The sequence below is a fragment of the Pseudosulfitobacter pseudonitzschiae genome, from assembly GCF_002222635.1.
Classification (GTDB): domain Bacteria; phylum Pseudomonadota; class Alphaproteobacteria; order Rhodobacterales; family Rhodobacteraceae; genus Pseudosulfitobacter; species Pseudosulfitobacter pseudonitzschiae_A.
In genome coordinates this window covers 250,792-272,290 of sequence record NZ_CP022416.1, presented here as the reverse complement: position 1 = coordinate 272,290, position 21,499 = coordinate 250,792, and the positions used below count along the sequence as shown (strand labels likewise).

Sequence of the window (21,499 nt, the reverse complement as noted above, 5' to 3'; positions counted from 1 at the left end):
TACGCACTTTTTAGCCGACAACCACGTTGAGCAAGCATCATGACAACCGATATGAATATACGTTATTCAGGTATCCTTGGTCATCAATACGAAAATGCGTCTCTCCAACCTGTTCAAAACCCCGCGCGAGATAAAAAGCGATTGCCGGGGCATTTTCAGCATTGGTTGTTAGCCAAACAGACTCGATTGATTTTTCACGACAGTGTGCGAGTGCTGCATCCAGCAGACGTTTACCGATGCCCTTTCCATGATGACGCGGCTGAACATAGAAGGTTGAAATTTCCATTTCTGAACAGCCAGATACTGGTGCCTTGCTCGCGGAAGACACCCGTATGAACCCGTCCAACCCCTCCTCATTTTCAGAAACGAGGATAAATTGATCGGGGTCAAGTATGAGTTTCTCGATCTTCGAAGGCGCGAATTCTTCCAACACATAATCCGCAAAAAAGGCACTTATACCACGCTTGAGATAGGTGCCTATCCACACCTCAATCGAAATCGCAGCAATGCTGGAAGCATCTGAATTGGTTGGCTTACGCAATGTCATGACCAATAAATGCCAGCTTTCTGGCAGGGGTCAATGCAGATTCTTGGCATAGGTTCGGACGCAAACCGTATCTTTACCCACGGAGGCATCGAATGATTACACGTTGCACCCAAACCGGAACAGGTACGCAGCGCCTGATCGCAAGCCACGCCAAAGGCGTGCTTGCAGCACGGCGGTCGAGCGCGGCTTTTGTAGTAAGGCCAGCCGCCCCTAAAACCCGCGCCGCAGCGCCATATGCCGGTTCACATCCTTATACAGCAGATACCGGAACCGCCCCGGCCCGCCCGCATAGCAAGCCTGCGGGCAGAAGGCGCGCAGCCACATATAGTCGCCTGCCTCGACCTCGACCCAGTCCTGATTCAATCGGTAAACCGCCTTGCCCTCCAGCACATACAGCCCATGTTCCATCACATGCGTCTCGGCAAAGGGGATCACCGCACCGGGTTCGAATGTCACAACAGTCACATGCATGTCGTGGCGCAAATCGGTTGGATCGACAAAGCGCGTGGTCGCCCATTTGCCGTCGGTTTCCGGCATCACGGTGGGCGCAATGTCCGCCTCGTTGGCCACAATCACCTCGGGCACCGACAACCCCTCGACCGGCTCATAGGCTTTGCGGATCCAGTGGAACCGCAGCATCTCATCGCTTTCGTTGCGCAGGGTCCAGCCGCTTGCCGGTGGCAGATACGCATAACCACCAGGGGTCATCTGGCAGGTCTGCCCGTTCACGCGCAGGGTCGCCGTGCCCTCGACAATAAACAAGACACCCTCGGCGCCTTCGTCACTCTCGGGCCGGTCCGATCCGCCATCAGGCGCAACTTCCATGATATATTGCGAAAACGTCTCGGCAAATCCGCTTAAGGGGCGCGACAGCACCCACAGGCGCGTGCCCTCCCAGAAGGGCAGAAAACTGGTGACAATATCGCGCATCGTGCCCTTGGGGATCACAGCATAGGCATCGGTGAACACCGCGCGGTCGGTCAGCAACTGCTCTTGCCCCGGATGGCCGCCTGTGGGGGCGTAATATTTTGCCGACATCTCTGTCTCCTGTAAGTGTGTGAAATCCGTGCCAATATGTTTGGCCCAGCCCGCCACCACCATCCTGAAAAACGCGACAGCACCTTTCGGAACGATTTGATAATCGACGGCCTATTATCCGGTTTCCTATCAAATAGCGGGCACCAGCGTGCGCGAGACTGCATCCGCACTGCGGTCCGGCTGTGTCCCTTTGCTTGCGCATCCGGCAACATAGACCTGCGCCACCGCACGGTCGTCCCCCAGCATCTGCAAAATGAACAATTCGTCTGACAAGCTGTCTGCCCGATCCATCCGCAAATCCATCGCCGGTGTCGCCCGCGCATCCAGCACGACAACATCCGCCTCGGTGCCCGCGTCCAGCGTGCCGATCTTGTCGTGCATCCCCAGCGCCACCGCATTGCCCCGCGTGATCCAGTGAAACGCGCGCAGCGGGTGCAACGGCTGGCCCTGCAATTGCAGCACCTTATAGGCTTCGTTCAGGGTTTGCAGCATGGAATAGCTGGTGCCTGCGCCTACATCGGTGGCAATCGCGTTCACAATCCCGCGCCCGCGCAGGCCCGCGTCATCGAACAACCCGCTGCCCAGAAACAGGTTTGACGTCGGGCAAAACACCGGATGCGCCCCCGCTTCAGCCAGCGCGTCAATCTCGCGCGGGGTCAGGTGGATCGCGTGACCCAACAGCGCTTTCGACCCCAGCAGGCCATAAGACTGGTAGACGTCCAGATAGTCGCGTGCTTGCGGGTACAGCGCGCGAGTAAAGGCAATCTCGTCGTGGTTTTCCGACAAGTGCGTCTGCACATAACAGTCGGGGTTTTCAGCCACCAAAACCTGCGCCATTTCCATCTGCGCAGGCGTCGATGTAATGGCAAACCGCGGTGTGATCGCATAGGACGCACGGCCCTTGCCGTGCCAGTCGCGGATCAGCGCCTGCGTGTCATCATAGCCCGATTGCGGCGTGTCGGTCAGTGCATCAGGCGCGTTGCGGTCCATCATGACCTTGCCGCCTATCATCCGCATATCGCGGCGCTGCGCCTCGGCAAAGAACGCATCCGCCGATGTTTTATGAACCGACGCATAGGCCACCGCCGTTGTCGTGCCATGCCCCAGCAACAGGTCATAAAACCGCGCGGCCATCGCAGCACTGTGTGCGGGATCGGCAAAGCGGGTTTCTTCGGGAAAAGTATAGCTGTTCAGCCAGTCCAGCAGCTGCGCGCCCCACGACGCAATCACCTGCACCTGCGGAAAATGGATATGCGTGTCGATAAACCCTGCCATCAGCAGGTGCGGCCGGTGGTCAATCTCGTGCGCTTGTATCGCCTGCGCCGCGACGGTCGTATAATCACCCGACGCTACAATCACCCCGTCCTGCATCAACACCGCGCCGTCTTCGACATAGTGATAGGCGGCAGTGTCCTCGGGGCCCGCGGGCTCTGCGGAAAAACTCAGCGTGCGGCCGCGCAACAGGGTCTGCTTGGATGTCATTGGAATATGTCCGTTCTAGGTGGAATGCGCACAGAGCGTGATATTACGCTCTGTGCTGTGGTTTAGGGTCTATTCGCCCGGCGTGATTTTCGGAGTGGGTGCAACCAACGGATGATCTTCTTCCATCTCTTCGCGGTGGAAGATCGGATAGATGTACAAAAACCCAGCCGCGATCAGATAGCCCACGGCGACACCGCTGAATTCAGGCCAGTGCAGGCTGGCCGAATGGATAACCCCCACCAGCGACATGCCACAGGCTGCCAAAGCAAAGCCGCCCGCATTGCGGAAATTGCCGTCGATCACGCTGGCCACGATGGCGCCCCAGATCAGGCCGGTCAGGATCGCGCCCTGACTCAGCGCCTGATGCCCTTCGAAATGCGCGCCCTGTTGCAGCAGCGCCGCCGTCAATGCTGGGTCGCCCAGCTCTGGCAGGGCCTGCGCCCCGACCGCCGCCAGCGCGCCCATCATCGACCCCCATTTGATCATTAGAAACGCCGATATATGCGGCATCATCGCAATGGTAACGGCCGCCATATGCTCGGTTTTGACCGAATGGGCGGTGTTGGTAATCAGGCTAAGCGCCACGAACACCAGCACAGGGGCCGCCGCCGCCACGGGGATCAGGTTGTTCAGAAACGCCAACAGGCCAAAGAACACGGCAAAGGGAATGACCAGTCCGACACCGATGATATACCCCGAATGTGCCCCCATGCGTTTATAGGCCGGATGCCCGATATAGGCCGTGGTTGGAAATGGCGATCCGAACAGCGCGCCAATCATCGTGCCCGCGCCATCGGTCACCTGACAGGTCGCCACAGGATAGGTATCGCCCGCCGCCTCGGCGCTTTCGACGTTGTTCATGGTTTCGATGAAATTGTAGATTTGCACCGGCACCAGAACCAGAAACAGCTCGGGGTTGGCGAACAGGTGCTGGATGCCTGCAATCAGGTCTCCGAAATAGGGCAGCGGCGGGTAGAACGCCACGCCCTCGAAACTGATGTTGGCCTTGCCCGTCCCCAATGCGACCACGGTTCCCACGATCAGCGCCAGCAGACCGGCGGGAATGTTGAACGGCAGACGAAACCGCCCCACCAGCCCCCACAGGATGATGATCATAGACGCAAAACCCACAAACGGGTCTTCGAAAACCGTCGCCAGCGGCACGGTGCCGATGAACACCAGCGCAATGCCGCACAGGGTGCCCAACATGCCCGCACGCGGTGTCACGCGTTTCAGCACGGGCCCGACGATCGCGCCAAGTGCTGCAACGATGCCGCCCATGAACCCCGCGCCAATGCCCACCTGCCATGCCAGCAGCGGGTCGTTTGTGGCCCAATAGATCGGGCCGATCACGCCGAACAGATAGACAAACATCACCGGCGTCGAAATGCCGTAGGGCAGTGCTGTAAAATCGCGGCCCGCACGGGTGGCAGCCCGTTTGGCCAGCCAAGTATACACCACGACCCCTGCCATGATCGCCACCGCCGCACCGGGCAGGATGCGGCCGAATACGATTTCTGCAGGCATGTTGAACACGAACTGACACACTCCCGCCAGCACGATCAGGTTTATAAGATTGTCGGTGAATAGTGCCCAGAATGCGCTGAAATCACTGCGCGCAAACAGCTTGTAGTTGTATGTTTTGCCGTCCATGACGGGTCTCTCCTCCACTGCGACCGGATCTCGCCGCCTGATGTCAGGCGGTTCTCCCTGTCCGGTCTGTTTGTTCGCCCTTGCGGGGCGCTCCCTTTTCCCCTTTCGGGACCGCTGCGACAGTTTCAGAGGTCAATTCAGCCATCACTTCCGCGACCACAAAGGCCGCAATGACGCTGGGCCGCTTGTCGCGGCTGCCGCTTGCCCCGATGGGGCAATTCAAATCTTCAATACTTTGGCCATCACAATGATCGCGCAGCCAGTTGCGAAACTTTACCCGTTTGGTGGCCGACCCGATCATCCCGACATAGACCGCATCGCCCCGTTCCAGCGCCGCCGAGGCCAGCAGGAAATCCAGCCCGTGATCGTGGGTCAGCACGACAAATGCGCTGCCTGCGGGGGCGGTCGCAATCTCGGCTTCGGGGATCACACTCATCTTTGTGTCCACACCCGCACGACACAGCGCCAGTTCCTCGGGGCGGGTGTCGACCAGCACACAGTTCACCGGCAGGTGCTGGAACAGATCGGCCAGCGCACGGCCCACATGTCCCGCGCCCATCACATAGACCGACGGCTGCGCGTCCTGTGCAGCCTGCGCACGCACCAGTGCCGTGTGCCGGTCAGCCTGACGCAACCGCGCCAGCGCCAGTTCCACACGCCCGCCGCAGCATTGGCCAATCTCCGGCCCCAATGGAACGTCCATTGTGGTGTTCAGATCACCTTGCACCAGCATGGCGCGGGCGCGTTCAATCGCCAGATGTTCCAACTGCCCGCCGCCGATGGTGCCAAACAAACCACCTTGGGCCACAAACATCTCTGTTCCCGCATTGCGCGGTGATGACCCACGCACACGGGTCAGCGCCACGCGGATCACCGATGCATGGGTGGACAGGAATGTTGCAAGCGTGGTCATAACGCTCAGCCCCCTGCCTGCAAACGCGCCACTGCCATCAGTACCCGTTCGGGCGTGGCGGGGGCATCCAGACGCGGGCAAATCTTGTAATCAGCCACCGAAGCCACCGCCATCGACAGTGCCTCGAACACCGAAATTCCCAGCATAAAGGGCGGTTCGCCCACGGCCTTGGACCGTTTGATTGTCAGCTCGCGGTTCTCGGACCAGTCTGCAAGGTTTACGTTGAACGTACGCGGGCGGTCGCTGGCCAGCGGGATTTTGTAGGTTGACGGTGCATGGGTGCGCAAACGGCCTGCATCATCCCACCACAGCTCTTCAGTGGTCAGCCAGCCCATGCCTTGTATGAACGCGCCTTCGACTTGACCCTTGTCCAGCACAGGGTTCAGCGACCGGCCCACATCGTGCAAGATGTCGGTGCGATCCACGCGGTATTCGCCGGTCAGCGTGTCGATTGTCACCTCGGAACACGACGCGCCGTAAGCATAATAATAGAATGGCCTCCCCTTGCCGCTGGCGCGGTCCCAGTGGATTTTCGGCGTCTTGTAGAACCCCGCCGCCGACAATTGCACCCGCGCCATATAGGCCTGTTTGATAAAACTGTCGAAGGGCACCGACTGGTCGCCAATCTGTACAAGATCGGGACCAAAACGTACGTCTTCCGGCGTCACCCCCCATTTCTCTACGGCAAAGCCCACCAGCCGCGTTTTGATCTGTTCGACCGCGTTCAGCGCCGCCATGCCGTTCAGGTCAGACCCCGACGAGGCGGCAGTAGCCGAGGTATTCGGCACCTTTTCGGTGGTGGTTTTGGTGATCTTGATCCGTTCGAAATCCACGCCAAACGCATCGGCCACAATCTGCGCCACCTTGGTGTTCAGCCCCTGCCCCATCTCGGTGCCGCCGTGGTTCAGCGCGATCGACCCGTCGCTGTAGACATGCACCAAGGCACCGGCCTGATTGTAGTGGGTCGCGGTAAAGGAAATGCCGAACTTCACCGGCGTCAGCGCGATGCCCTTTTTCAGGATTTTCGAACCTGCGTTAAAGGTGATGATGTCCTGACGCCGACTGCGATAGGCGGCGTTTTCCTCCAACTCGTCCACCAGACGGCCAATGACATTGTCCTCGACCTGCTGGTGATAGGGGGTCAGATCACGGCCCGCATCACCGTAGAAGTTGACCTTGCGCACATCCAGCGGGTCGCGGCCCGTGGCGTATGCGATTTCCTCGATCATCCGCTCGGCGGCGACCACGCCTTGTGGTCCGCCAAAGCCGCGAAAGGCCGTGTTCGAGACGGTATTGGTTTTCATCGGTCGGCTTGTCAGCCGCACATGGGGATAGAAATAGGCATTGTCAGCGTGAAACAATGCGCGGTCTGTCACCGGCCCAGACAGGTCCGACGAATAGCCGCAGCGCGCGGCAAAGCAGCCATCAACCGCCTGAATGCGGCCTTCGTCGTCAAAGCCCACGTCGTAATCCACCACAAAATCATGGCGTTTGCCGGTGGCTGTCATATCCTGATCGCGGTCGGGACGGATTTTGACCGCGCGGTTCCATTTCTTTGCGGCCATCGCAGCGACCACGCAGAACAGGTTCATCTGGCTTTCCTTGCCGCCAAAACCCCCGCCCATGCGGCGCACATTCACTGTGACCGCATTGGACGGCACGCCCAGAACATGGGCCACCATATGCTGCGCCTCTGACGGGTGCTGGGTGCTGCAATGCACCACCACGTCGTCATCTTCACCCGGAATGGCAAAGGCGATGTGCCCTTCCAGATACATATGATCCTGCCCGCCGATGGTGATGCGCCCCTGCAAACGGTTGGGTGCAGTGGCAAAGCCGTCCTGAACCGTGCCGCGTTCAAGTTTCAGCGGGGCGGTCACATGGGGATAGCCTGCATCCTGCGCCGCGCCCACATCCAGCGCATGGGGCAAAACGGTGCAATCTACCTGCGCCAGTTCCGCCGCGCGGCGAGCGGCATCGCGGGTTTCGGCGATAACGGCAAACAGCGGTTGGCCGTGAAATTCGATTTTGTCAGTGGGAAAAACAGGCTCGTCGTTTTGCCCTGTGGGGCTGATGTCATTGACGCCGTGCACGTCATCGGCCGTCAGCACACCGACAACGCCCGCGGCGGCACGCACCGCAGTCAGGTCCAGTGCGTGCAGCGTTGCGTGCGCCACATTCGAAACGCCCAGATAGGCGTGCAGCGTGCCCTGCGGTTGCGGAATGTCGTCGGTGTAATCCGCCGTACCGGTGACGTGTTTGCTGGCGCTGTCGTGGATGCGGCTGGATTGGGCCGTGCTATGGGTCGAAATATCGTCTTTCATCACATTTCCCTTTTTACGCGGTGGCCAGTTGAACGGGGGCGGTGGTGGCGTCGTCATGTTCCAGAATGAACCGGCGCAGCAGGTTTTGCGCGGCCAGCATCCGGTATTGCGACGACGCACGCCAATCGCTCAGCGGGGCGAAATCCTGCGCCAGTGCCTGCGCGGCGCGCTCGAACGCCTCTTGCGACCACTGGCTGCCGCGCAGGGCCGCCTCGACGTTTGCTGCGCGTTTCGGGGTGGCGGCCATCCCGCCAAAGGCGATGCGCACGGCGGTGATGGTGCCGCCCGTGCGGGTCACACTGATGCCCGTCGCGACCGAGGATATATCCTCGTCCCGCCGTTTGGAAATTTTATAGGCGGCGTTGATCTGACCCTGTTCAGGCAGCGGCACGCGGATCGTTTCGACAAATTCGCCCTGCGCGCGGTCCTGTTTGCCGTAGTCGATGAAAAACTGTTCCAGCGGCAGATCCCGCCGTGTATCGCCCCGCCGCAGGGTTATATCGGCCCCAAGTGCGATCAGAACGGGGGGCGTGTCCCCGATGGGCGAGCCGTTGGCGATGTTACCGCCCACGGTGCCCATATTGCGCACCTGCCAGCCCGCGATCCGGTCCCAATAGGGGGCAAGATGCGGGAAATGGGCCGAAATTGCGTCCTGACAATCGCTGTAGCTGGCACCGGCCCCGATGTACAGGGCGTCGCCGTCCACATGGACCGCTTTCAACGCGTCCAGATGACCCAGAAAGATTGCTGGGCCGATCGGGCGCAGAAACTTGGTGACCCACAGGCCGACATCCGTGGCCCCGGCGATCAACGTCGTTTGTGGATATTCCAGGAGCGCTGCGGCCAGATCATCTACATCCGCTGGCAGAATTGCCAGATCGTCCGCCGGTCCCGTTACAACGCGGGCCCCGTCGCGCAATGCCGTAAGCTGTGCCGTCACCCGCGCGCGTTCGGTGTTCAGATGATCCGCCGCAGGCGTGCCATAACGGCTGACAGCCACAGCGGCGCGGATGATCGGGGCATAGCCCGTGCATCGGCACAGATTGCCCTGAAGGGCGGTTTCAACCTGTGCCTCGGTCGGTTCGGGCACTGCCATCCACAACGCATAAAGCGACATCACGAACCCTGGCGTGCAAAACCCGCACTGGCTGCCGTGGTGGTCGACCATCGCCTGTTGCACCGGATGCAACCGCCCGTCGGGTCCGGCCAGATCCTCGATGGTGACCACATGGCATCCGTCGACCGAGGCCAGAAAGCGGATGCAGGCATTCACCGGCGCATAGGACAATCCGTTTGGTCCCAGTCGCCCCACCAGAACAGTGCAGGCGCCGCAATCACCCTCGGCGCAGCCTTCTTTGGTGCCGGTCATGCGGCGATCAAGCCGCAGGAAATCCAGCAACGTCCGGCTGGCACCCACGTTTGGCACGGTGACCTCACGGCCATTCAGAAGAAAGCGGATAGTGTTGCGTTGGGTCATTGGAACCTTCCTTGGGGTGCGGTGTTCAAGGCAGGATACGCGAGGCAACTACGCCGAAAAACAGCGCCTTTCGGCAAAGACTTTAAACAAATCGTTGATAATGAGAGCGCGAAACAAGAGTATACAGGCACTGCAAACAGCAGCAGGAGCCTGCGCCATGTCCTATATTGAAAGCCTGAAAGTCTTTGTGCGTGTGGTCGAACTGGGCAGCATCACCTCGGGCGGGCGCGACCTGCGGCTGACCCCTGCGGTGGCCAGCAAGCGTATCAAGGAACTGGAAAAACATCTGGGTGTGCGCCTGTTCAACCGCACCACGCGGTCGCTGTCGCCGACCGAAGTGGGCCATGTATTTTACGACGAGGCAAAGTCGGTTCTGGGCGCGCTGGAAACGGCAGAGGCCAAGGTGGCCAACTATTCGGCGCAACCGCGCGGTACGATACAGATCACCGCACCGCTGGGCGCTGGCCGCCGGTTGATTGCACCGCTGGTGCCGCGATTCGTCGATGCGTTTCCCGACACGCGGGTGCGGATGCGTCTTTCGGATCGCAAGGTGGACATATTGGCCGACGGGCTGGACATCGCGTTTTTTATCGGCAGCCCCAGCGATTCAAACATGAAACTGCGCAAGATTTCGGACTGTGCCCGTGTGCTGTGCGCAGCACCCCGCTATCTGGTGCAAAGGGGCACGCCGCAGCAACCCGATGACCTGTTGGACCCTGCGCACAATTGCCTGCTGCTGCGCTATCCGCGTTCGCCCGAATACTTCTGGACGCTGCAAACCGCCCAAGGGCCGCGCAAGCTGGAGGTGGCGGGGAAATTCGATGCCGATGACGGGGATGTGCTGACTGATTGGGCGTTGGACGGGCGCGGCATCGTGAACAAGCCGCGATTTGACGTGGCCGACCATCTGGCGCGCGGGAATCTGGTGGAAATTCTACCCGAAACGCCACCACTGCCAACGATATTCGGCTGTTTGTACCCGCACAAGAAACTACAGGATCCAAAGCTGCGGCTGTTCGTCGATTTTGTGATAAAACACTGCGAAGGGCTGTTGCCCGCCGCCTAGTTGCCGGACGACGCTGCGCGCACCCACGCCACAATTGTACGGCGGGCCTCTTCGTCCATCTGGACAGCACCGGGTGGCGGCATCGCATGGCTCAGGCCCGCCTGCATGTAGATTTCCGGCGCATGTCGGGCGACATCACTTTGGGTTTCCAGCACCACGCCCTTTGGCGGCCACTGCATCCCTGTCCACACCGGTTCGCGGGCGTGACACATCGAACAATTGGAAATCACCACGTCATAGGCCCCCTCAAAACCGTCAGCCTCGACAAACCGCTGTTCGGTCTCGGTCAGCGGGCGGGCCTCGGCCTCTTCATAGGTGTCGTTCATCGACGCGGTGGACAGCCATGCGATTACGATGAACAGGATCACCGTCACCCCCCATGTCCAGTGCGGCCCCTTGCCGGTGGCGTGCATGGTGTTGAAATAATGCCGGATCGTCACCCCCGTCAGGAACACGAGGCTGGCGATGATCCAGCTGTATTCGGTCGCAAAAGACAGCGGGTAATGCGTTGACAGCATCAGGAACACGACAGGCAGCGTCAAATAGTTGTTATGCGTCGACCGCAGCTTGGCGATCTTGCCGTATTTGGGATCGGGGGTGCGGCCTTCTTTCAGGTCTTTGACCACGATGCGCTGGTTCGGCATGATGATGAAAAACACGTTGGCCGTCATGATTGTGGCCGTAAACGCTCCCAGATGCAGCAGCGCGGCCCGGCCGGTGAATATCTGGTTATAGCCCCACGACATCACCACAAGGATCACGAACAGCAGCAACATCAGGACCGTTGGCGTTTCGCCCAGTCTGGATTTGCACATCAGGTCATAGAGAATCCAGCCGATGGTCAGCGAGCCGCCCGAGATCAGAATGCCCTGCCACAACGCCAGATCGGCCTTGGTCGGGTCCAGCAAGAACAGCTCGCCTCCGACCCAATAAACGATCATCAACAGCGCCGCGCCCGACACCCATGTGATATAGCTTTGCCATTTGTGCCAGATCAGATGCTCGGGCATGTTTTCGGGGGCCACCAGATATTTCTGGATGTGATAGAATCCGCCGCCGTGTACCTGCCATTCTTCGCCATTGACGCCCGCGGGCATATTGGGCGCCTTTTTCAGCCCCAGATCAAGAGCGATGAAAAAGAACGACGCGCCGATCCATGCCATCGCAGTGACAACGTGCAGCCAACGGACAGCGAAAGCGGTCCAGTCCCACAAGACAGCCAGATCATACATGGCGATACTCCTTAGATTCCTGTTTCACGCCACTCTAGGCTCTTGCTCATTCTTCTGGTATTGTCACAAAATACCAAGCAGCATCAAAAAAATCAGAACAATGTCCTATCTTGATAATATCCGTACCTTCGTGCGTGTCTATGAATTGGGCAGTATGTCTGCCGCAGGGCGCGATTTGCGTATTTCTCCGGCAGTGACTTCGTCGCGTATTTCGCAGCTTGAGGATCATCTGAGCGTGCGCCTGTTCCAGCGCACCACCCGCAGCCTGACACCAACCGAACAGGGCAAGGCGTTTTACGGCGGGGCTTGTGAAATCCTTGAATCCGTAGACAGCGCCGAGGCGCAGGTGGTGTCGATCACTGATAACCCCAAGGGTGCGCTGTTCGTGGCGGCCCCATTGGGCGTCGGGCGGCGGCTGATTGCACCGCAGGTGCCCGCGTTTCTCAAGGCCTATCCCGCAGTGTCGGTGCGCCTGCGCCTGACCGACCGCAAGGTTGATTTGACCACCGAGGGGCTGGATCTGGCGTTTTTCCTTGGCCAACCCGAAGACAGTACCCTGCGGATGCGCAAGATTGCCGATGTCGAAAGGGTGCTGTGTGCCGCGCCGGACTATATCGCGCAGCGCGGCAATCCGGTGTCCGGCGATGCCTTGGTAAACGATCGACACGAATGTCTGAACCTGCGCTTTCCCGGCGCGCCCGAATTTCAGTGGCGGCTGATCACTCCCGAAGGGTCGAAACGCTTTGCCGTCACGGGCCGCTACGAATCCGACGATGGTGACGTGCTGACCGACTGGGCGCTGGCGGGTCAGGGCATTGTGCTGAAACCGATATTTGAGGTGGCCGAGCACCTGCGCAAAGGCCGGTTGGTGCCCGTGGCCACCGCAACCCCGCCCGAGCCGATCCAGATGGCGTGCCTGTTTACCCATCGCAAACGTCAGGATCCCAAGACGCGCCTGTTCATGGACTTTGTCATCGATCGCATCAGCCAAGAGGTGCGCGACAGCGAAACGCTTTAGCTGCCGCGATAGGTGGAATAGCCAAAAGGCGACAGCAGCAGGGGTACATGGTAATGCGCCGCCTCGGACATGCCAAAACGCAGCGGGATCACATCCAGAAAGCGCGGCGTTTCAGGCGCGGTGCCGCAGGCATCCAGATAGCTGCCAGCATGAAAGACCAGTTCATAAGTGCCAATCTCGAACTGATCTGCGGGCAGAATCTGTTCGTTGGTCCGGCCATCGGCGTTGGTTTCAAGTGTTTTCAGATGTGCGCGGATGTCGCCCGTGATGCGAAAGAGGTCAATGCGCAGCCCAGCCGCCGGGCAGCCTCGCGCGGTGTCCAGCACGTGGGTGGTCAAATATCCGTTCATCGCAGTCTCTCCAATTGGGTCCGTCCGTATATAGGCAGATGACGGCCCACCCGACAAAGCACCGCACGCAAGAGGCTGCTTATGGGATTTTTTGATAATGGATAGGATTGTTTTGGATTACAGGGGTGTGAACCTGACCAAAGGAGGAACGTCATGACCCGTTATCCCCGTGACATGACCGGCTATGGTGCCAATGTGCCCGCAGCCAACTGGCCCAACGGGGCCAAAATCGCCGTGCAGATCGTGTTGAACTATGAAGAAGGCGGCGAAAACAACGTGCTGCATGGCGACGCCGCGTCCGAAGCGTTCTTGTCCGAGATTACCGGCGCGCAGCCTTGGGTCGGGCAACGGCACTGGAACATGGAAACCATCTATGAATACGGTGCGCGGGCCGGATTCTGGCGTCTGTACCGGATGCTGGGCGATCTTCCGGTCACGGTCTACGCGGTGGCCAGCGCGCTGGCCCGCGCCCCCGAACAGGTCAAGGCGATGAGAACCGCAGGCTGGGAAATTGCCAGCCACGGTCTGAAATGGGTCGAACACAAGGACATGCCCGAAGACGAGGAACGCGCCCAGATCGCCGAGGCCATCCGCCTGCACACCGAAGTTGTCGGCACCCCGCCGCGCGGCTGGTACACGGGGCGCTGTTCGATGAACACCAACCGGCTGGCGGCTGAAACCGGCCAGTTTGCCTATCTTGCCGACAGCTATTCCGACGAGCTGCCCTATTGGGAACAATTCGACGGGCGTGACCAGTTGGTTGTGCCATACACGATGGATTGCAACGACATGCGCTTTGCCATTCAGGCGGGCTTTACCACGGGCGAGCAGTTCGAAAGCTATCTGATGGACAGCTTTGACGTGCTTTATGCCGAAGGACAGGAAGGAGCGCCCAAGATGCTGTCGATCGGGCTGCATTGCCGTCTGGTGGGCCGTCCGGGACGTGCGGCGGCACTGAAACGCGCCATTGCCTATATGCAGTCACACGAAGATGTCTGGTTCGCCAGCCGTCTCGAGATTGCTGAACATTGGGCGCGCGCGCATCCCCCTGTGGCCATGGAACGCCCGTCTGACATGGACCGCGCGCGTTTTGTCCAAGCGTTCGGTGGCATGTTCGAACACAGCCCGTGGATTGCCGAAGGCGCGCACGCGCTGGAACTGGGGCGCACGCATGACACCGCGCAAGGTGTGCATCAGGCGCTGGCACGCGTGTTCCGTTCGGCTCCCGTGCAAAAGCGTATGGAGGTGCTGACCGCGCATCCTGATCTGGCGGGAAAACTGGCTGCGGCCAAGCGTCTGACGGCAGAGTCCACCGCCGAGCAGGCATCTGTCGGATTGGATGCGCTGACCGACGACGAACGCGCGCGCTTTACCGCGTTGAACGACGCATATACCGCGAAATTCGGCTTTCCTTTCATCATCGCGGTGCGCGACAACACCAAGGCGTCGATCATGGACGCCTTTGCCCGCCGCATCGAAAACGACCGCGACACCGAATTTGCCGAAGCCTGCGCACAGGTCGAGCGAATCGCGGAACTGCGCCTGATCGAATGGTTTGCCGCATGAGCAACACGCTGACACTGGAACCGCTGACGACTGCGGCTTTTGCCCCGTTCGGAGACATCCTTGATGCCTCCGGCACGCCGGACAAGATGATCAATCAGGGGCTGTGCGGCCGCCACCACGATCGCGCAACACTGGATTTTTCCGACGGGCGCGCGGGCATCAGCCTGTTCAAGGCCGAACCGCGCCAGTTTCCGATCACGCTGGATATGGTCGAACGCCATCCCGACGGCTCTCAGGCGTTTATCCCCATGTGCCTGCATCCCTTTGTGGTGGTGGTGGCCCCCGACGCAGACGAAAAACCCGGTATCCCCCGCGCGTTTTTGACATCGGCAGGTCAGGCGATCAATTTCCACACAGGCACGTGGCACGGCGTTCTGACCCCGATCCACGCACCGGGGCTGTTTGCCGTGGTCGACCGGATCGGAGAAGGGCCAAACCTCGAGGAACACTGGTTCGAAGCGCCCTATTCCATTGTAGAGTAAACAATTGCGCGCGGCTCAACAGGCTGCGCGCTCGATCCCCCTAAGCGGTGGGGCCATCTAGCAACCCGCGCGCCGCAAGGTTTTCCATAAGCCGACGTGTACCGAAGGACCATTCGGAGGCCTCCGTCGACAGCCGTACGACGTTTTGCAACGCTCCAAGTCCGGGGGCTGAGATTGTAACAACATCACCCATCTTGTGGGTAAACCCCTCGCCAGGTACGTCGCGATCATCGGTGGGGGCGAATAACGTGCCCAGAAACAGAACCATTCCATCTGGATACTGATGATGCCGCCCGAGTGTTTGCGCAACAAGGTCTTCGGGATCGCGGCTGATTTTGGACATCGAGGAATGGCCGGTCAGGTCATAGCCGTCCGTGCCCTTGACCGTTAAGGTCAGTTCCGCACGGCGGACATCGTCCAACGTCCAGGTCTCATCAAACAGCCGGATCATCGGACCTATGGCACATGATGCGTTGTTGTCCTTGGCTTTGCCCAACAGCAACGCCGACCGACCTTCGACGTCGCGCAGGTTCACATCGTTGCCCAGCGTCGCGCCAAGGATTTTCCCTGTCGAAGACACCGCAAGAACGATCTCAGGCTCGGGGTTGTTCCATGTGGAAACCGGATGCAGGCCGATCTCGGCCCCGGGCCCCACCGACGCCATTGGCGGACATTTTGAAAACACCTCGGCGTCGGGACCGATGCCAACCTCGAGGTATTGCGACCACAACCCTTCCTTCTGCAAGGCGCGTTTCACCTCTGCCGCTTCGGGAGAACCTGCGCGCAAGTCTTGCAGGCTTTCGCCAATAGCCTGCCCTACCCGGGCGCGGATCGCCTCGGCGCGTGCCGGATCACCAGCAGCTTGTTCTTCGATCACACGTTCGACCATCGACTGGGCAAAGGTTACGCCACAGGCTTTGACCGCTTGCAGATCGCATGGTGCCAGAAAATGGATGTGGTCCAGCTCGACAGGGGCTGCCGCGATGTTGTCCACCGTGCCCAGCCCGACACCGGGTGCGGTGCGAACTCGTGCGGCTGGATCGTCCAGATCCAGAACATGGCTAACAGTCGGTGTCGCGACACTGGTGATGTCGGTGACGATACCATCGCGCAGGGTGACAACAGCAGGCCCATGTTCATCAGGCAGCCAAACACGGCCAAGCCACAGGCCCTCGGGGGCGTCAATCAAAGTCATTTGGTATTCCTTAGCGATGTTTGAAGTTCGGGGATCGTTTTTCGGCAAAGGCGGCACGGCCCTCGGCGGCGTCTTCAGTTGCGAAACACACTGCCTGAAGATCGCGTTCATAGGCAACTGCTTGCTCCAATGGCATGTTGTACGACGCCTGAAGATTGCGGCGGGCGGTCTCTGCTGCAATCGGAGCGCGGCTGGCGATCGTCGTGGCAATCTGCGTGGCGCGTTCCAGCAGTGCTTCGGACGCGGTCACTTCTGACAACAGCCCCCAGTACAAGGCCGTTTCCGCAGATACCGGATCGCCGGTCATCACCATCATTGCCGCATTCGAAGGCCCGATCGAGTGTGCGAGAAGGGCCGTAATGCCACCGCCACCGATCCAGCCGAGCTTGATCTCGGGCGCGGCCAACTTGGCCGTGTCCGCTGCAATCCGGATGTCACAAGACAGCGCCATTTCCAGCCCGCCGCCCATTGCATAGCCGTTGATCGCCGCAATTGATGGCTTCAGCAGCGCGCGCAGTGCGTCACAATATTCAGGACGGTTGCGAAAGGTCCAAGGAGTCGCGTAGCGGTCAAGGTCTGAAATATCGGACCCTGCGCAAAACGCCTTGCCCGTGCCCGTCAGGATCACGGCACGCGCTTCGTCGCTGGCGTTGATCCGGCGCACCGCGTCCCACATCAGCTCGGCCATTTCCGGCGTCATTGCGTTTAGCTTTTCCGGCCGGTTGTAGGTGATTGTTGCAACGCGGTTTTTAATGCTCAAGGTCAGCGGGGCACTCATGGTGTCATCCTTTCGGGTTGGCTGGATTGAAACAAGTCCCGCAATCCCCGCACAGCCTGCGCGGTCGGTGTCCGCCGGGCAAAGCAATCTCGCAGATAGGCAGCCGCGTGACTTTGAAAGGCGATGTAGCCGTCGTACCGTGGTCGGATTGCTGCATGTTCCAGTGTCTCTGCGGTGTTGCTGTAGAAATTGCCCCACCTGTCGTTCACCCGCGTGTCCTGCCAAGCGGATCGCAAACCGGGCTGACCATCGTGATCGGGTATAAAACCGCGCTGCGTTTCAGCGGACATAAGCCACAGCAAGTGGTCACGCAGCGTGTCGTCAACTTGGGCACTGCGGGAAATGGCAATGCCGGTCCCGCCCAAGATCGACCCGGGGCGTGCGCCGGAATGCGGCGCATCGTGAAACGTCACGGGCCGCGCAGCGCGGGTATAGTTTACATAGCCGTAGACCAGCGGGATCATTTGGATGTCGTCAGTGCTGCTCATCAGGTTTAACAAGCTGATGGGGTTCAACGATTTGGTATGCTCTGGCGTGCGTGCTGCGAGCGGCTTCAGGATGTCGATGGCTTGCGCGGCCACGCTGTCATCCGGCCAACCTGTGTCGCGCAGATCAAGGGCAGGATCAAGTGCGGCACAGATCGACAGGAACGACAGCGCCGCGTGCGGACCCGCGAGTGATAGTGCGACGCGACCTTGCTGCGACAAGGTGTCGACTTCGGTCCAGCTTATGGGTCTTGCGTCTGTCAAATCCGCCCGCAAGGCCATGACTTGCGTGGCCGCGTCCAGCGGCAGCGCCCATTGTTGGCCAGCCATAGCGTAGCTGGAATAGGCAGGGCCAATGGCCGCCTGCGCAATTTCTTCCAACGCCGAGGAAGCGAACACCTTTTCCAGCGGGGTCAGGCAGTCATTGGCCAGTGCCTCGCCCAGATGGGGGTGGTCGAGAACAACCAGGTCGTATTCAGCGCACAGTTCGGCAATCGGAGCTGACTCGAACCCCTCGAGCGGTTGCGTGTCCCATGCAATCGGGCCCTTGGCCGCCGCCAGAGCATTGTAGCCGCGTGGATGATCCCATGTCAGACCACGAAAGCTCATAGTGGCCCCCGACCGATGGCACCCGTTTCAGCCAATGCTGCTATTTCTTCGTTAGAAAAGCCCGCAGCGCCGAGGATGTCGTCGGTGTGCTCCCCTGTCAGCGGTGCGCCACGGCGCAGTTCTGATGGTGTGCGGGAAAACTTGATGGGGAAGCCGGGCGTTTTCACATGCCCTTCGGTCGGGTGATCGTATTCGATAAATGTGCCATTGTGCGCGATCTGCGGATCGGCAACCAATTCGGCATAGCCATAAACAGGTCCGGCCCAGATGCCCTCGGCGTCCAGACGGGCAAGGCAATCTTTGGTGGCGAACTTTGCAATGGCGTCACGGACCATTGCGAACGTCGCATCGCGTTCGTCCCATCCTGCGGTCTTTTCGTCCAATTCGGCCAGCGCAGGCGTTTCAAGCGCATGCGCAAGTCCCGAAAAATTAGGCATCGCCAGTGCGATATAGCCGTCCGTGGTGGCAAAAGTGCCATAGGGCGCGCGGATATAGACGTGCGCGTGCAGCTCATCCGATCGTTCCTGTGGTTTGCCGCCGACCGTGAACACCGACAGTTCCTGCATCTGCAAGGTGGTGATTGCATCCAGCATGTTGACCTCGACTTTTTGGCCTTCGCCTGTGCGTTCGCGGTGCAATAGCGCCGCAAGCGCACCCTCAAAGGCGGTATAGGCCGTCACGGCATCGACAAGGTATTGGCCTGCCGCCTGCGGAGGTTCGCCCTTGCGGCCCGTGGACATCATCGCGCCCGACATTGCCTGCAACAGCAAATCCTGACCGGGGCGCTGTGCGTGCGGGCCGTCTTCGCCGTAGCCTGTCATTGACACGTAGATCAGACCGGGATTGATCACGGAAAGGGTCTCGTAATCCACGCCCAAACGTCCGGCGACACCCGCGCGGTAATTTTGGATGAATACATCTGCCTTGGCAACCAGCTTGCGCATGATCTGCTTGCCGCCCTCTGTCTTCAGATCCACGGCCAATGACCGCTTGTTGCGGTTCAGCGACAGGAACGACACGTTGATCTTGTTGCCCGTGATGCCGCCCGCCGGTGCGTGGCGCTGCCATTCACCTGTGATCGGCTCGACCTTAATGACATCGGCCCCAAGGTCGCCCAGACGCTGCGCCGCGAAAGGGCCGGCCATCGCGATTGAACAGTCAAGAACGGTATAACCGTCGAGAATTCCCATTTTCTTATCCTAAATTAGGTGTGTAAGCCGCACTTGTGCGCTCAGCTCATATTCCAGCCGCCATCGACGGCGATGTTCTGTCCTGTGATAAAACCCGCCCCGTCCGAGGTCAGAAACAGGACCGTTGCTGCGATATCGTGCGGCGTTCCGCGCCGTTTAACCGCCTGATGGTCCAGAACAAATTTCTTGTATCCTTCGGGGTCGGGGTGGATCCTTTCCGCATCCGTCGGAAACGCGCCCGGCGCAATCGCATTGCAGGTGATCCCCCACTTGCCAAACTCGCGTGCCCAGGCCCGCGTCAGACCCAGCAGCGAACCTTTGGATTGCACATAGGGCGCAAGATTTTCCCATCCCCCCGTCAGTGTGATCGAAGTGACGTTGATGATGCGGCCCCAGCCTTGATCCCGCATGCCCGCCAGGGCGGCCTTGGTGCAGATCAACGCCGCTTCGACGTTTACCTGATGCACCAGACGCAGTTCTTCCATCGAATAGTCTTCGAAGGGCTTCGACGGATAGATCGCAGCATTGTTGATCACCACATCCAGCGGCGCGTTCTGCGTGATTTCGGCCAGCTTCGCCTCGAGTGCGGGGCCATCGGTCAGGTCCATTTCGACCAAGCGCAAGCGGTCAGCCAGCTCTGGCGGCGTGTCGGCCATCAGCCTTTCGTTCTTGGAGTGATCCCGATCAATCGCAAAAACCTCGGCGCCGGCGGCCAGCATTTCAAGGGTGGTTTGATGCCCCAGTCCGCCTGCGGCACCCGTATAAAGCACCCGCCGTCCGGCCAGAATGCCTTGGATGGTCGAGGCAACCATCGCAGTCTCGCGTTTCATGCGCGGCCTCCTATCGGCCGGAACTGGCCTGATGGTGTTGGAAAATCCTCGTCTGGTTGCTGAGCTATGGCGACAATCTGCGCCTCGGCCTGCGCGATTGCATCCGCGTCAGGCAGGATGGTGAACGTTGTGTCATAGCGTCGTTCCTCGCCGTGGCTCAGGCGGATCAGCTCGTCGCGGTCACGCGCGCCCAGATTGCCAAGCACATGATTGGTCGACGGCTCGATGCCCACGGCATACTGACCGGCCTGAAGGTTTTGCCATTCGTACATGCAGGGGAACTGGTCCTTGCGTGTTGTTACCAAGAAACCCAGACCAAGCCGGTCGTTGACCAAGGCAACGGGCACGTTGCCGTTCGTGTCGGCAACCATCTCATGCTGCCAGACCTGCTCGTGAAATCCCATTTTCGGCTCGGAGATCTTGCGATAGCCCACACCTTGCCGGTCGTATTCGTCGGCATGCGCAGCCCAGACTACCTCGCGGACGGGCGCAAGGTAGCGCGTGCCTTCCTCGGTCACCGGATGGCCCACGTTGATGTGATAGCAAAACATATGCGGCGTTTCATAAAAGCCGCGGTTTACCACGCGGTCCGACAGTTGGATGTCGTCGCTGCCGACTTCGATCTCGATCCGGCGGTGCAGTTCCAGATGTTCCCCAAAAACCGTACCTTGGGTCACGACCCCTTCGGCCCACAGGATGCAGCGGTCGCCTTCCCATCTTTCGCCGTAGCCGGTCAGACGTGCGGGAATGGTGCCTACGCGCCCATGCAGGGAATGTTTGGCCGTGGCGCGGGGGCCATAGACATATTCAGGCGTCGGTGTTTCGGCCATGAACAGGATATGATCCAACCCGCAGGTCACCATCAGGCCGGAAAAGCTGCGCATCCAGCCCAGGCCGCCTTCGCCTTCGTAGTCGCTGAGCGCCGGATTGCGGAAACCGGCCGGTGAATGCCAGCCGATCGCTCGACCGTTGTGTTCGCAATCGGCGATGTCCATCGCACGATCCACCAGCACTGTAAAACGCAGACCGGAGCCGGTCCGAAACTCCAGCATCCGAATGCCCCGCTCCAGCCCATCCCCCAGTGTCATCATCCGCACACCGGCCGCATGACCGAGAGAGCCGCTGACGGCCTCTGCCTCGTGACGTGTCAGGTTCTTGCCGTATAGCTTTACCATACTGTCTCCGTCCGCCGCCGACAGATCCCCGGGGCGCCTTGTTTCGCTTTATATTCAGTGCGGCAGGCCGCGTTGGGCGGCCTGCCGGC

The 21,499-nt window shown here is 60.0% G+C and carries 19 protein-coding genes; 4 read left to right on the top strand and 15 right to left on the bottom strand.

Annotated features, from left to right (window positions below):
* Nucleotides 1-37: 37 nt before the first annotated feature.
* The 7 genes from SULPSESMR1_RS18890 to xdhA form a co-directional block, all read right to left on the bottom strand.
* A complete protein-coding gene (locus SULPSESMR1_RS18890; RefSeq protein WP_089422618.1) occupies nt 38-547 on the bottom strand; it encodes a GNAT family N-acetyltransferase in 510 nt (169 codons plus the stop codon).
* Between the two features lie 210 nt (nt 548-757).
* The gene (locus SULPSESMR1_RS18885; RefSeq protein WP_089422759.1) at nt 758-1,585 is read right to left on the bottom strand and encodes a bifunctional allantoicase/(S)-ureidoglycine aminohydrolase; all 828 of its coding nucleotides are present in this window, start codon (nt 1,583-1,585) and stop codon (nt 758-760) included.
* 129 nt (nt 1,586-1,714) lie between these two features.
* Nucleotides 1,715-3,067, bottom strand: coding sequence for a guanine deaminase (gene guaD / locus SULPSESMR1_RS18880; protein ID WP_089422617.1), 1,353 nt, complete (start codon nt 3,065-3,067; stop codon nt 1,715-1,717).
* Nucleotides 3,068-3,136: 69 nt separating this feature from the next.
* Nucleotides 3,137-4,720, bottom strand: coding sequence for a xanthine/uracil/vitamin C permease (locus SULPSESMR1_RS18875; protein WP_089422616.1), 1,584 nt, complete (start codon nt 4,718-4,720; stop codon nt 3,137-3,139).
* A 43-nt stretch (nt 4,721-4,763) separates the two neighbouring features.
* On the bottom strand, nt 4,764-5,633 hold the full coding sequence (gene xdhC / locus SULPSESMR1_RS18870; RefSeq protein ID WP_089422615.1) for a xanthine dehydrogenase accessory protein XdhC: 870 nt from the start codon (nt 5,631-5,633) through the stop codon (nt 4,764-4,766).
* 5 nt (nt 5,634-5,638) lie between these two features.
* Nucleotides 5,639-7,957, bottom strand: coding sequence for a xanthine dehydrogenase molybdopterin binding subunit (xdhB, locus tag SULPSESMR1_RS18865; protein WP_089422614.1), 2,319 nt, complete (start codon nt 7,955-7,957; stop codon nt 5,639-5,641).
* A gap of 13 nt (nt 7,958-7,970) precedes the next feature.
* Nucleotides 7,971-9,434: a xanthine dehydrogenase small subunit gene (xdhA, locus tag SULPSESMR1_RS18860; RefSeq protein WP_089422613.1), complete on the bottom strand. Its 1,464-nt coding sequence runs from the start codon at nt 9,432-9,434 to the stop codon at nt 7,971-7,973.
* Nucleotides 9,435-9,591: 157 nt separating this feature from the next.
* Between xdhA and SULPSESMR1_RS18855 the strand changes: the two genes are divergently transcribed.
* A complete protein-coding gene (locus tag SULPSESMR1_RS18855; RefSeq protein WP_089422612.1) occupies nt 9,592-10,500 on the top strand; it encodes a LysR family transcriptional regulator in 909 nt (302 codons plus the stop codon).
* On the opposite strand, the gene SULPSESMR1_RS18850 is transcribed toward SULPSESMR1_RS18855, so the two are convergent.
* Nucleotides 10,497-11,732 carry a urate hydroxylase PuuD gene (locus tag SULPSESMR1_RS18850; RefSeq protein ID WP_089422611.1) on the bottom strand — a complete coding sequence of 412 codons (1,236 nt, stop codon included), beginning with the start codon at nt 11,730-11,732 and terminating at the stop codon, nt 10,497-10,499. The two genes, SULPSESMR1_RS18855 and SULPSESMR1_RS18850, sit on opposite strands and share 4 nt — an antisense overlap.
* 100 nt (nt 11,733-11,832) lie before the next feature.
* On the opposite strand from SULPSESMR1_RS18850, the gene SULPSESMR1_RS18845 reads away from it, so the two are divergent.
* Complete coding sequence (locus SULPSESMR1_RS18845) at nt 11,833-12,750, top strand: LysR family transcriptional regulator (RefSeq protein ID WP_089422610.1); 918 nt, start codon at nt 11,833-11,835, stop codon at nt 12,748-12,750.
* Here the strand turns inward: SULPSESMR1_RS18845 and uraH are convergent.
* Nucleotides 12,747-13,100, bottom strand: a complete 354-nt coding sequence (gene uraH / locus SULPSESMR1_RS18840) for a hydroxyisourate hydrolase (RefSeq protein WP_089422609.1) — start codon at nt 13,098-13,100, stop codon at nt 12,747-12,749. The genes SULPSESMR1_RS18845 and uraH overlap by 4 nt on opposite strands.
* Before the next feature lie 153 nt (nt 13,101-13,253).
* Between uraH and puuE the strand changes: the two genes are divergently transcribed.
* Both puuE and SULPSESMR1_RS18830 read left to right on the top strand, forming a co-directional pair.
* Entirely contained in the window at nt 13,254-14,666 is a 1,413-nt protein-coding gene (gene puuE / locus SULPSESMR1_RS18835; protein ID WP_089422608.1) for an allantoinase PuuE, read from the top strand.
* The gene (locus SULPSESMR1_RS18830) at nt 14,663-15,148 is read left to right on the top strand and encodes an ureidoglycolate lyase (RefSeq protein WP_089422607.1); all 486 of its coding nucleotides are present in this window, start codon (nt 14,663-14,665) and stop codon (nt 15,146-15,148) included. The genes puuE and SULPSESMR1_RS18830 overlap by 4 nt, the downstream gene beginning before the upstream one ends.
* Before the next feature lie 40 nt (nt 15,149-15,188).
* On the opposite strand, the gene SULPSESMR1_RS18825 is transcribed toward SULPSESMR1_RS18830, so the two are convergent.
* Genes SULPSESMR1_RS18825 through SULPSESMR1_RS18800 form a run of 6 tightly spaced genes read right to left on the bottom strand, consistent with a single transcriptional unit; the run spans nt 15,189 to nt 21,410 of the window.
* Nucleotides 15,189-16,343 (bottom strand): fumarylacetoacetate hydrolase family protein, encoded by a 1,155-nt coding sequence (locus SULPSESMR1_RS18825; RefSeq protein ID WP_089422606.1) that lies wholly within the window; start codon nt 16,341-16,343, stop codon nt 15,189-15,191.
* 10 nt (nt 16,344-16,353) lie between these two features.
* A complete protein-coding gene (locus SULPSESMR1_RS18820; protein ID WP_089422605.1) occupies nt 16,354-17,121 on the bottom strand; it encodes an enoyl-CoA hydratase/isomerase family protein in 768 nt (255 codons plus the stop codon).
* Entirely contained in the window at nt 17,118-18,215 is a 1,098-nt protein-coding gene (locus SULPSESMR1_RS18815; RefSeq protein ID WP_089422604.1) for an extracellular solute-binding protein, read from the bottom strand. Before SULPSESMR1_RS18815 ends, SULPSESMR1_RS18820 begins: the two co-directional genes overlap by 4 nt.
* Nucleotides 18,212-19,405, bottom strand: a complete 1,194-nt coding sequence (locus tag SULPSESMR1_RS18810; protein ID WP_089422603.1) for a CaiB/BaiF CoA transferase family protein — start codon at nt 19,403-19,405, stop codon at nt 18,212-18,214. The genes SULPSESMR1_RS18815 and SULPSESMR1_RS18810 overlap by 4 nt, the downstream gene beginning before the upstream one ends.
* Nucleotides 19,406-19,446: 41 nt before the next feature.
* Nucleotides 19,447-20,235: an SDR family NAD(P)-dependent oxidoreductase gene (locus SULPSESMR1_RS18805; RefSeq protein ID WP_089422602.1), complete on the bottom strand. Its 789-nt coding sequence runs from the start codon at nt 20,233-20,235 to the stop codon at nt 19,447-19,449.
* Nucleotides 20,232-21,410, bottom strand: a complete 1,179-nt coding sequence (locus tag SULPSESMR1_RS18800) for an aldose 1-epimerase family protein (protein ID WP_089422601.1) — start codon at nt 21,408-21,410, stop codon at nt 20,232-20,234. Before SULPSESMR1_RS18800 ends, SULPSESMR1_RS18805 begins: the two co-directional genes overlap by 4 nt.
* Between the last annotated feature and the right edge of the window lie 89 nt (nt 21,411-21,499).

Excerpts from the sequence above, each read along its gene's own strand:
- SULPSESMR1_RS18890 (WP_089422618.1), bottom strand. The coding sequence starts at position 547 with ATGACATTGCGTAAGCCAACCAATTCAGATGCTTCCAGCATTGCTGCG.
- SULPSESMR1_RS18885 (WP_089422759.1), bottom strand. The coding sequence starts at position 1,585 with ATGTCGGCAAAATATTACGCCCCCACAGGCGGCCATCCGGGGCAAGAG.
- guaD (WP_089422617.1), bottom strand. The coding sequence starts at position 3,067 with ATGACATCCAAGCAGACCCTGTTGCGCGGCCGCACGCTGAGTTTTTCC.
- SULPSESMR1_RS18875 (WP_089422616.1), bottom strand. The coding sequence starts at position 4,720 with ATGGACGGCAAAACATACAACTACAAGCTGTTTGCGCGCAGTGATTTC.
- xdhC (WP_089422615.1), bottom strand. The coding sequence starts at position 5,633 with ATGACCACGCTTGCAACATTCCTGTCCACCCATGCATCGGTGATCCGC.
- xdhB (WP_089422614.1), bottom strand. The coding sequence starts at position 7,957 with ATGAAAGACGATATTTCGACCCATAGCACGGCCCAATCCAGCCGCATC.
- xdhA (WP_089422613.1), bottom strand. The coding sequence starts at position 9,434 with ATGACCCAACGCAACACTATCCGCTTTCTTCTGAATGGCCGTGAGGTC.
- SULPSESMR1_RS18855 (WP_089422612.1), top strand. The coding sequence starts at position 9,592 with ATGTCCTATATTGAAAGCCTGAAAGTCTTTGTGCGTGTGGTCGAACTG.
- SULPSESMR1_RS18850 (WP_089422611.1), bottom strand. The coding sequence starts at position 11,732 with ATGTATGATCTGGCTGTCTTGTGGGACTGGACCGCTTTCGCTGTCCGT.
- SULPSESMR1_RS18845 (WP_089422610.1), top strand. The coding sequence starts at position 11,833 with ATGTCCTATCTTGATAATATCCGTACCTTCGTGCGTGTCTATGAATTG.
- uraH (WP_089422609.1), bottom strand. The coding sequence starts at position 13,100 with ATGAACGGATATTTGACCACCCACGTGCTGGACACCGCGCGAGGCTGC.
- puuE (WP_089422608.1), top strand. The coding sequence starts at position 13,254 with ATGACCCGTTATCCCCGTGACATGACCGGCTATGGTGCCAATGTGCCC.
- SULPSESMR1_RS18830 (WP_089422607.1), top strand. The coding sequence starts at position 14,663 with ATGAGCAACACGCTGACACTGGAACCGCTGACGACTGCGGCTTTTGCC.
- SULPSESMR1_RS18825 (WP_089422606.1), bottom strand. The coding sequence starts at position 16,343 with ATGACTTTGATTGACGCCCCCGAGGGCCTGTGGCTTGGCCGTGTTTGG.
- SULPSESMR1_RS18820 (WP_089422605.1), bottom strand. The coding sequence starts at position 17,121 with ATGAGTGCCCCGCTGACCTTGAGCATTAAAAACCGCGTTGCAACAATC.
- SULPSESMR1_RS18815 (WP_089422604.1), bottom strand. The coding sequence starts at position 18,215 with ATGAGCTTTCGTGGTCTGACATGGGATCATCCACGCGGCTACAATGCT.
- SULPSESMR1_RS18810 (WP_089422603.1), bottom strand. The coding sequence starts at position 19,405 with ATGGGAATTCTCGACGGTTATACCGTTCTTGACTGTTCAATCGCGATG.
- SULPSESMR1_RS18805 (WP_089422602.1), bottom strand. The coding sequence starts at position 20,235 with ATGAAACGCGAGACTGCGATGGTTGCCTCGACCATCCAAGGCATTCTG.
- SULPSESMR1_RS18800 (WP_089422601.1), bottom strand. The coding sequence starts at position 21,410 with ATGGTAAAGCTATACGGCAAGAACCTGACACGTCACGAGGCAGAGGCC.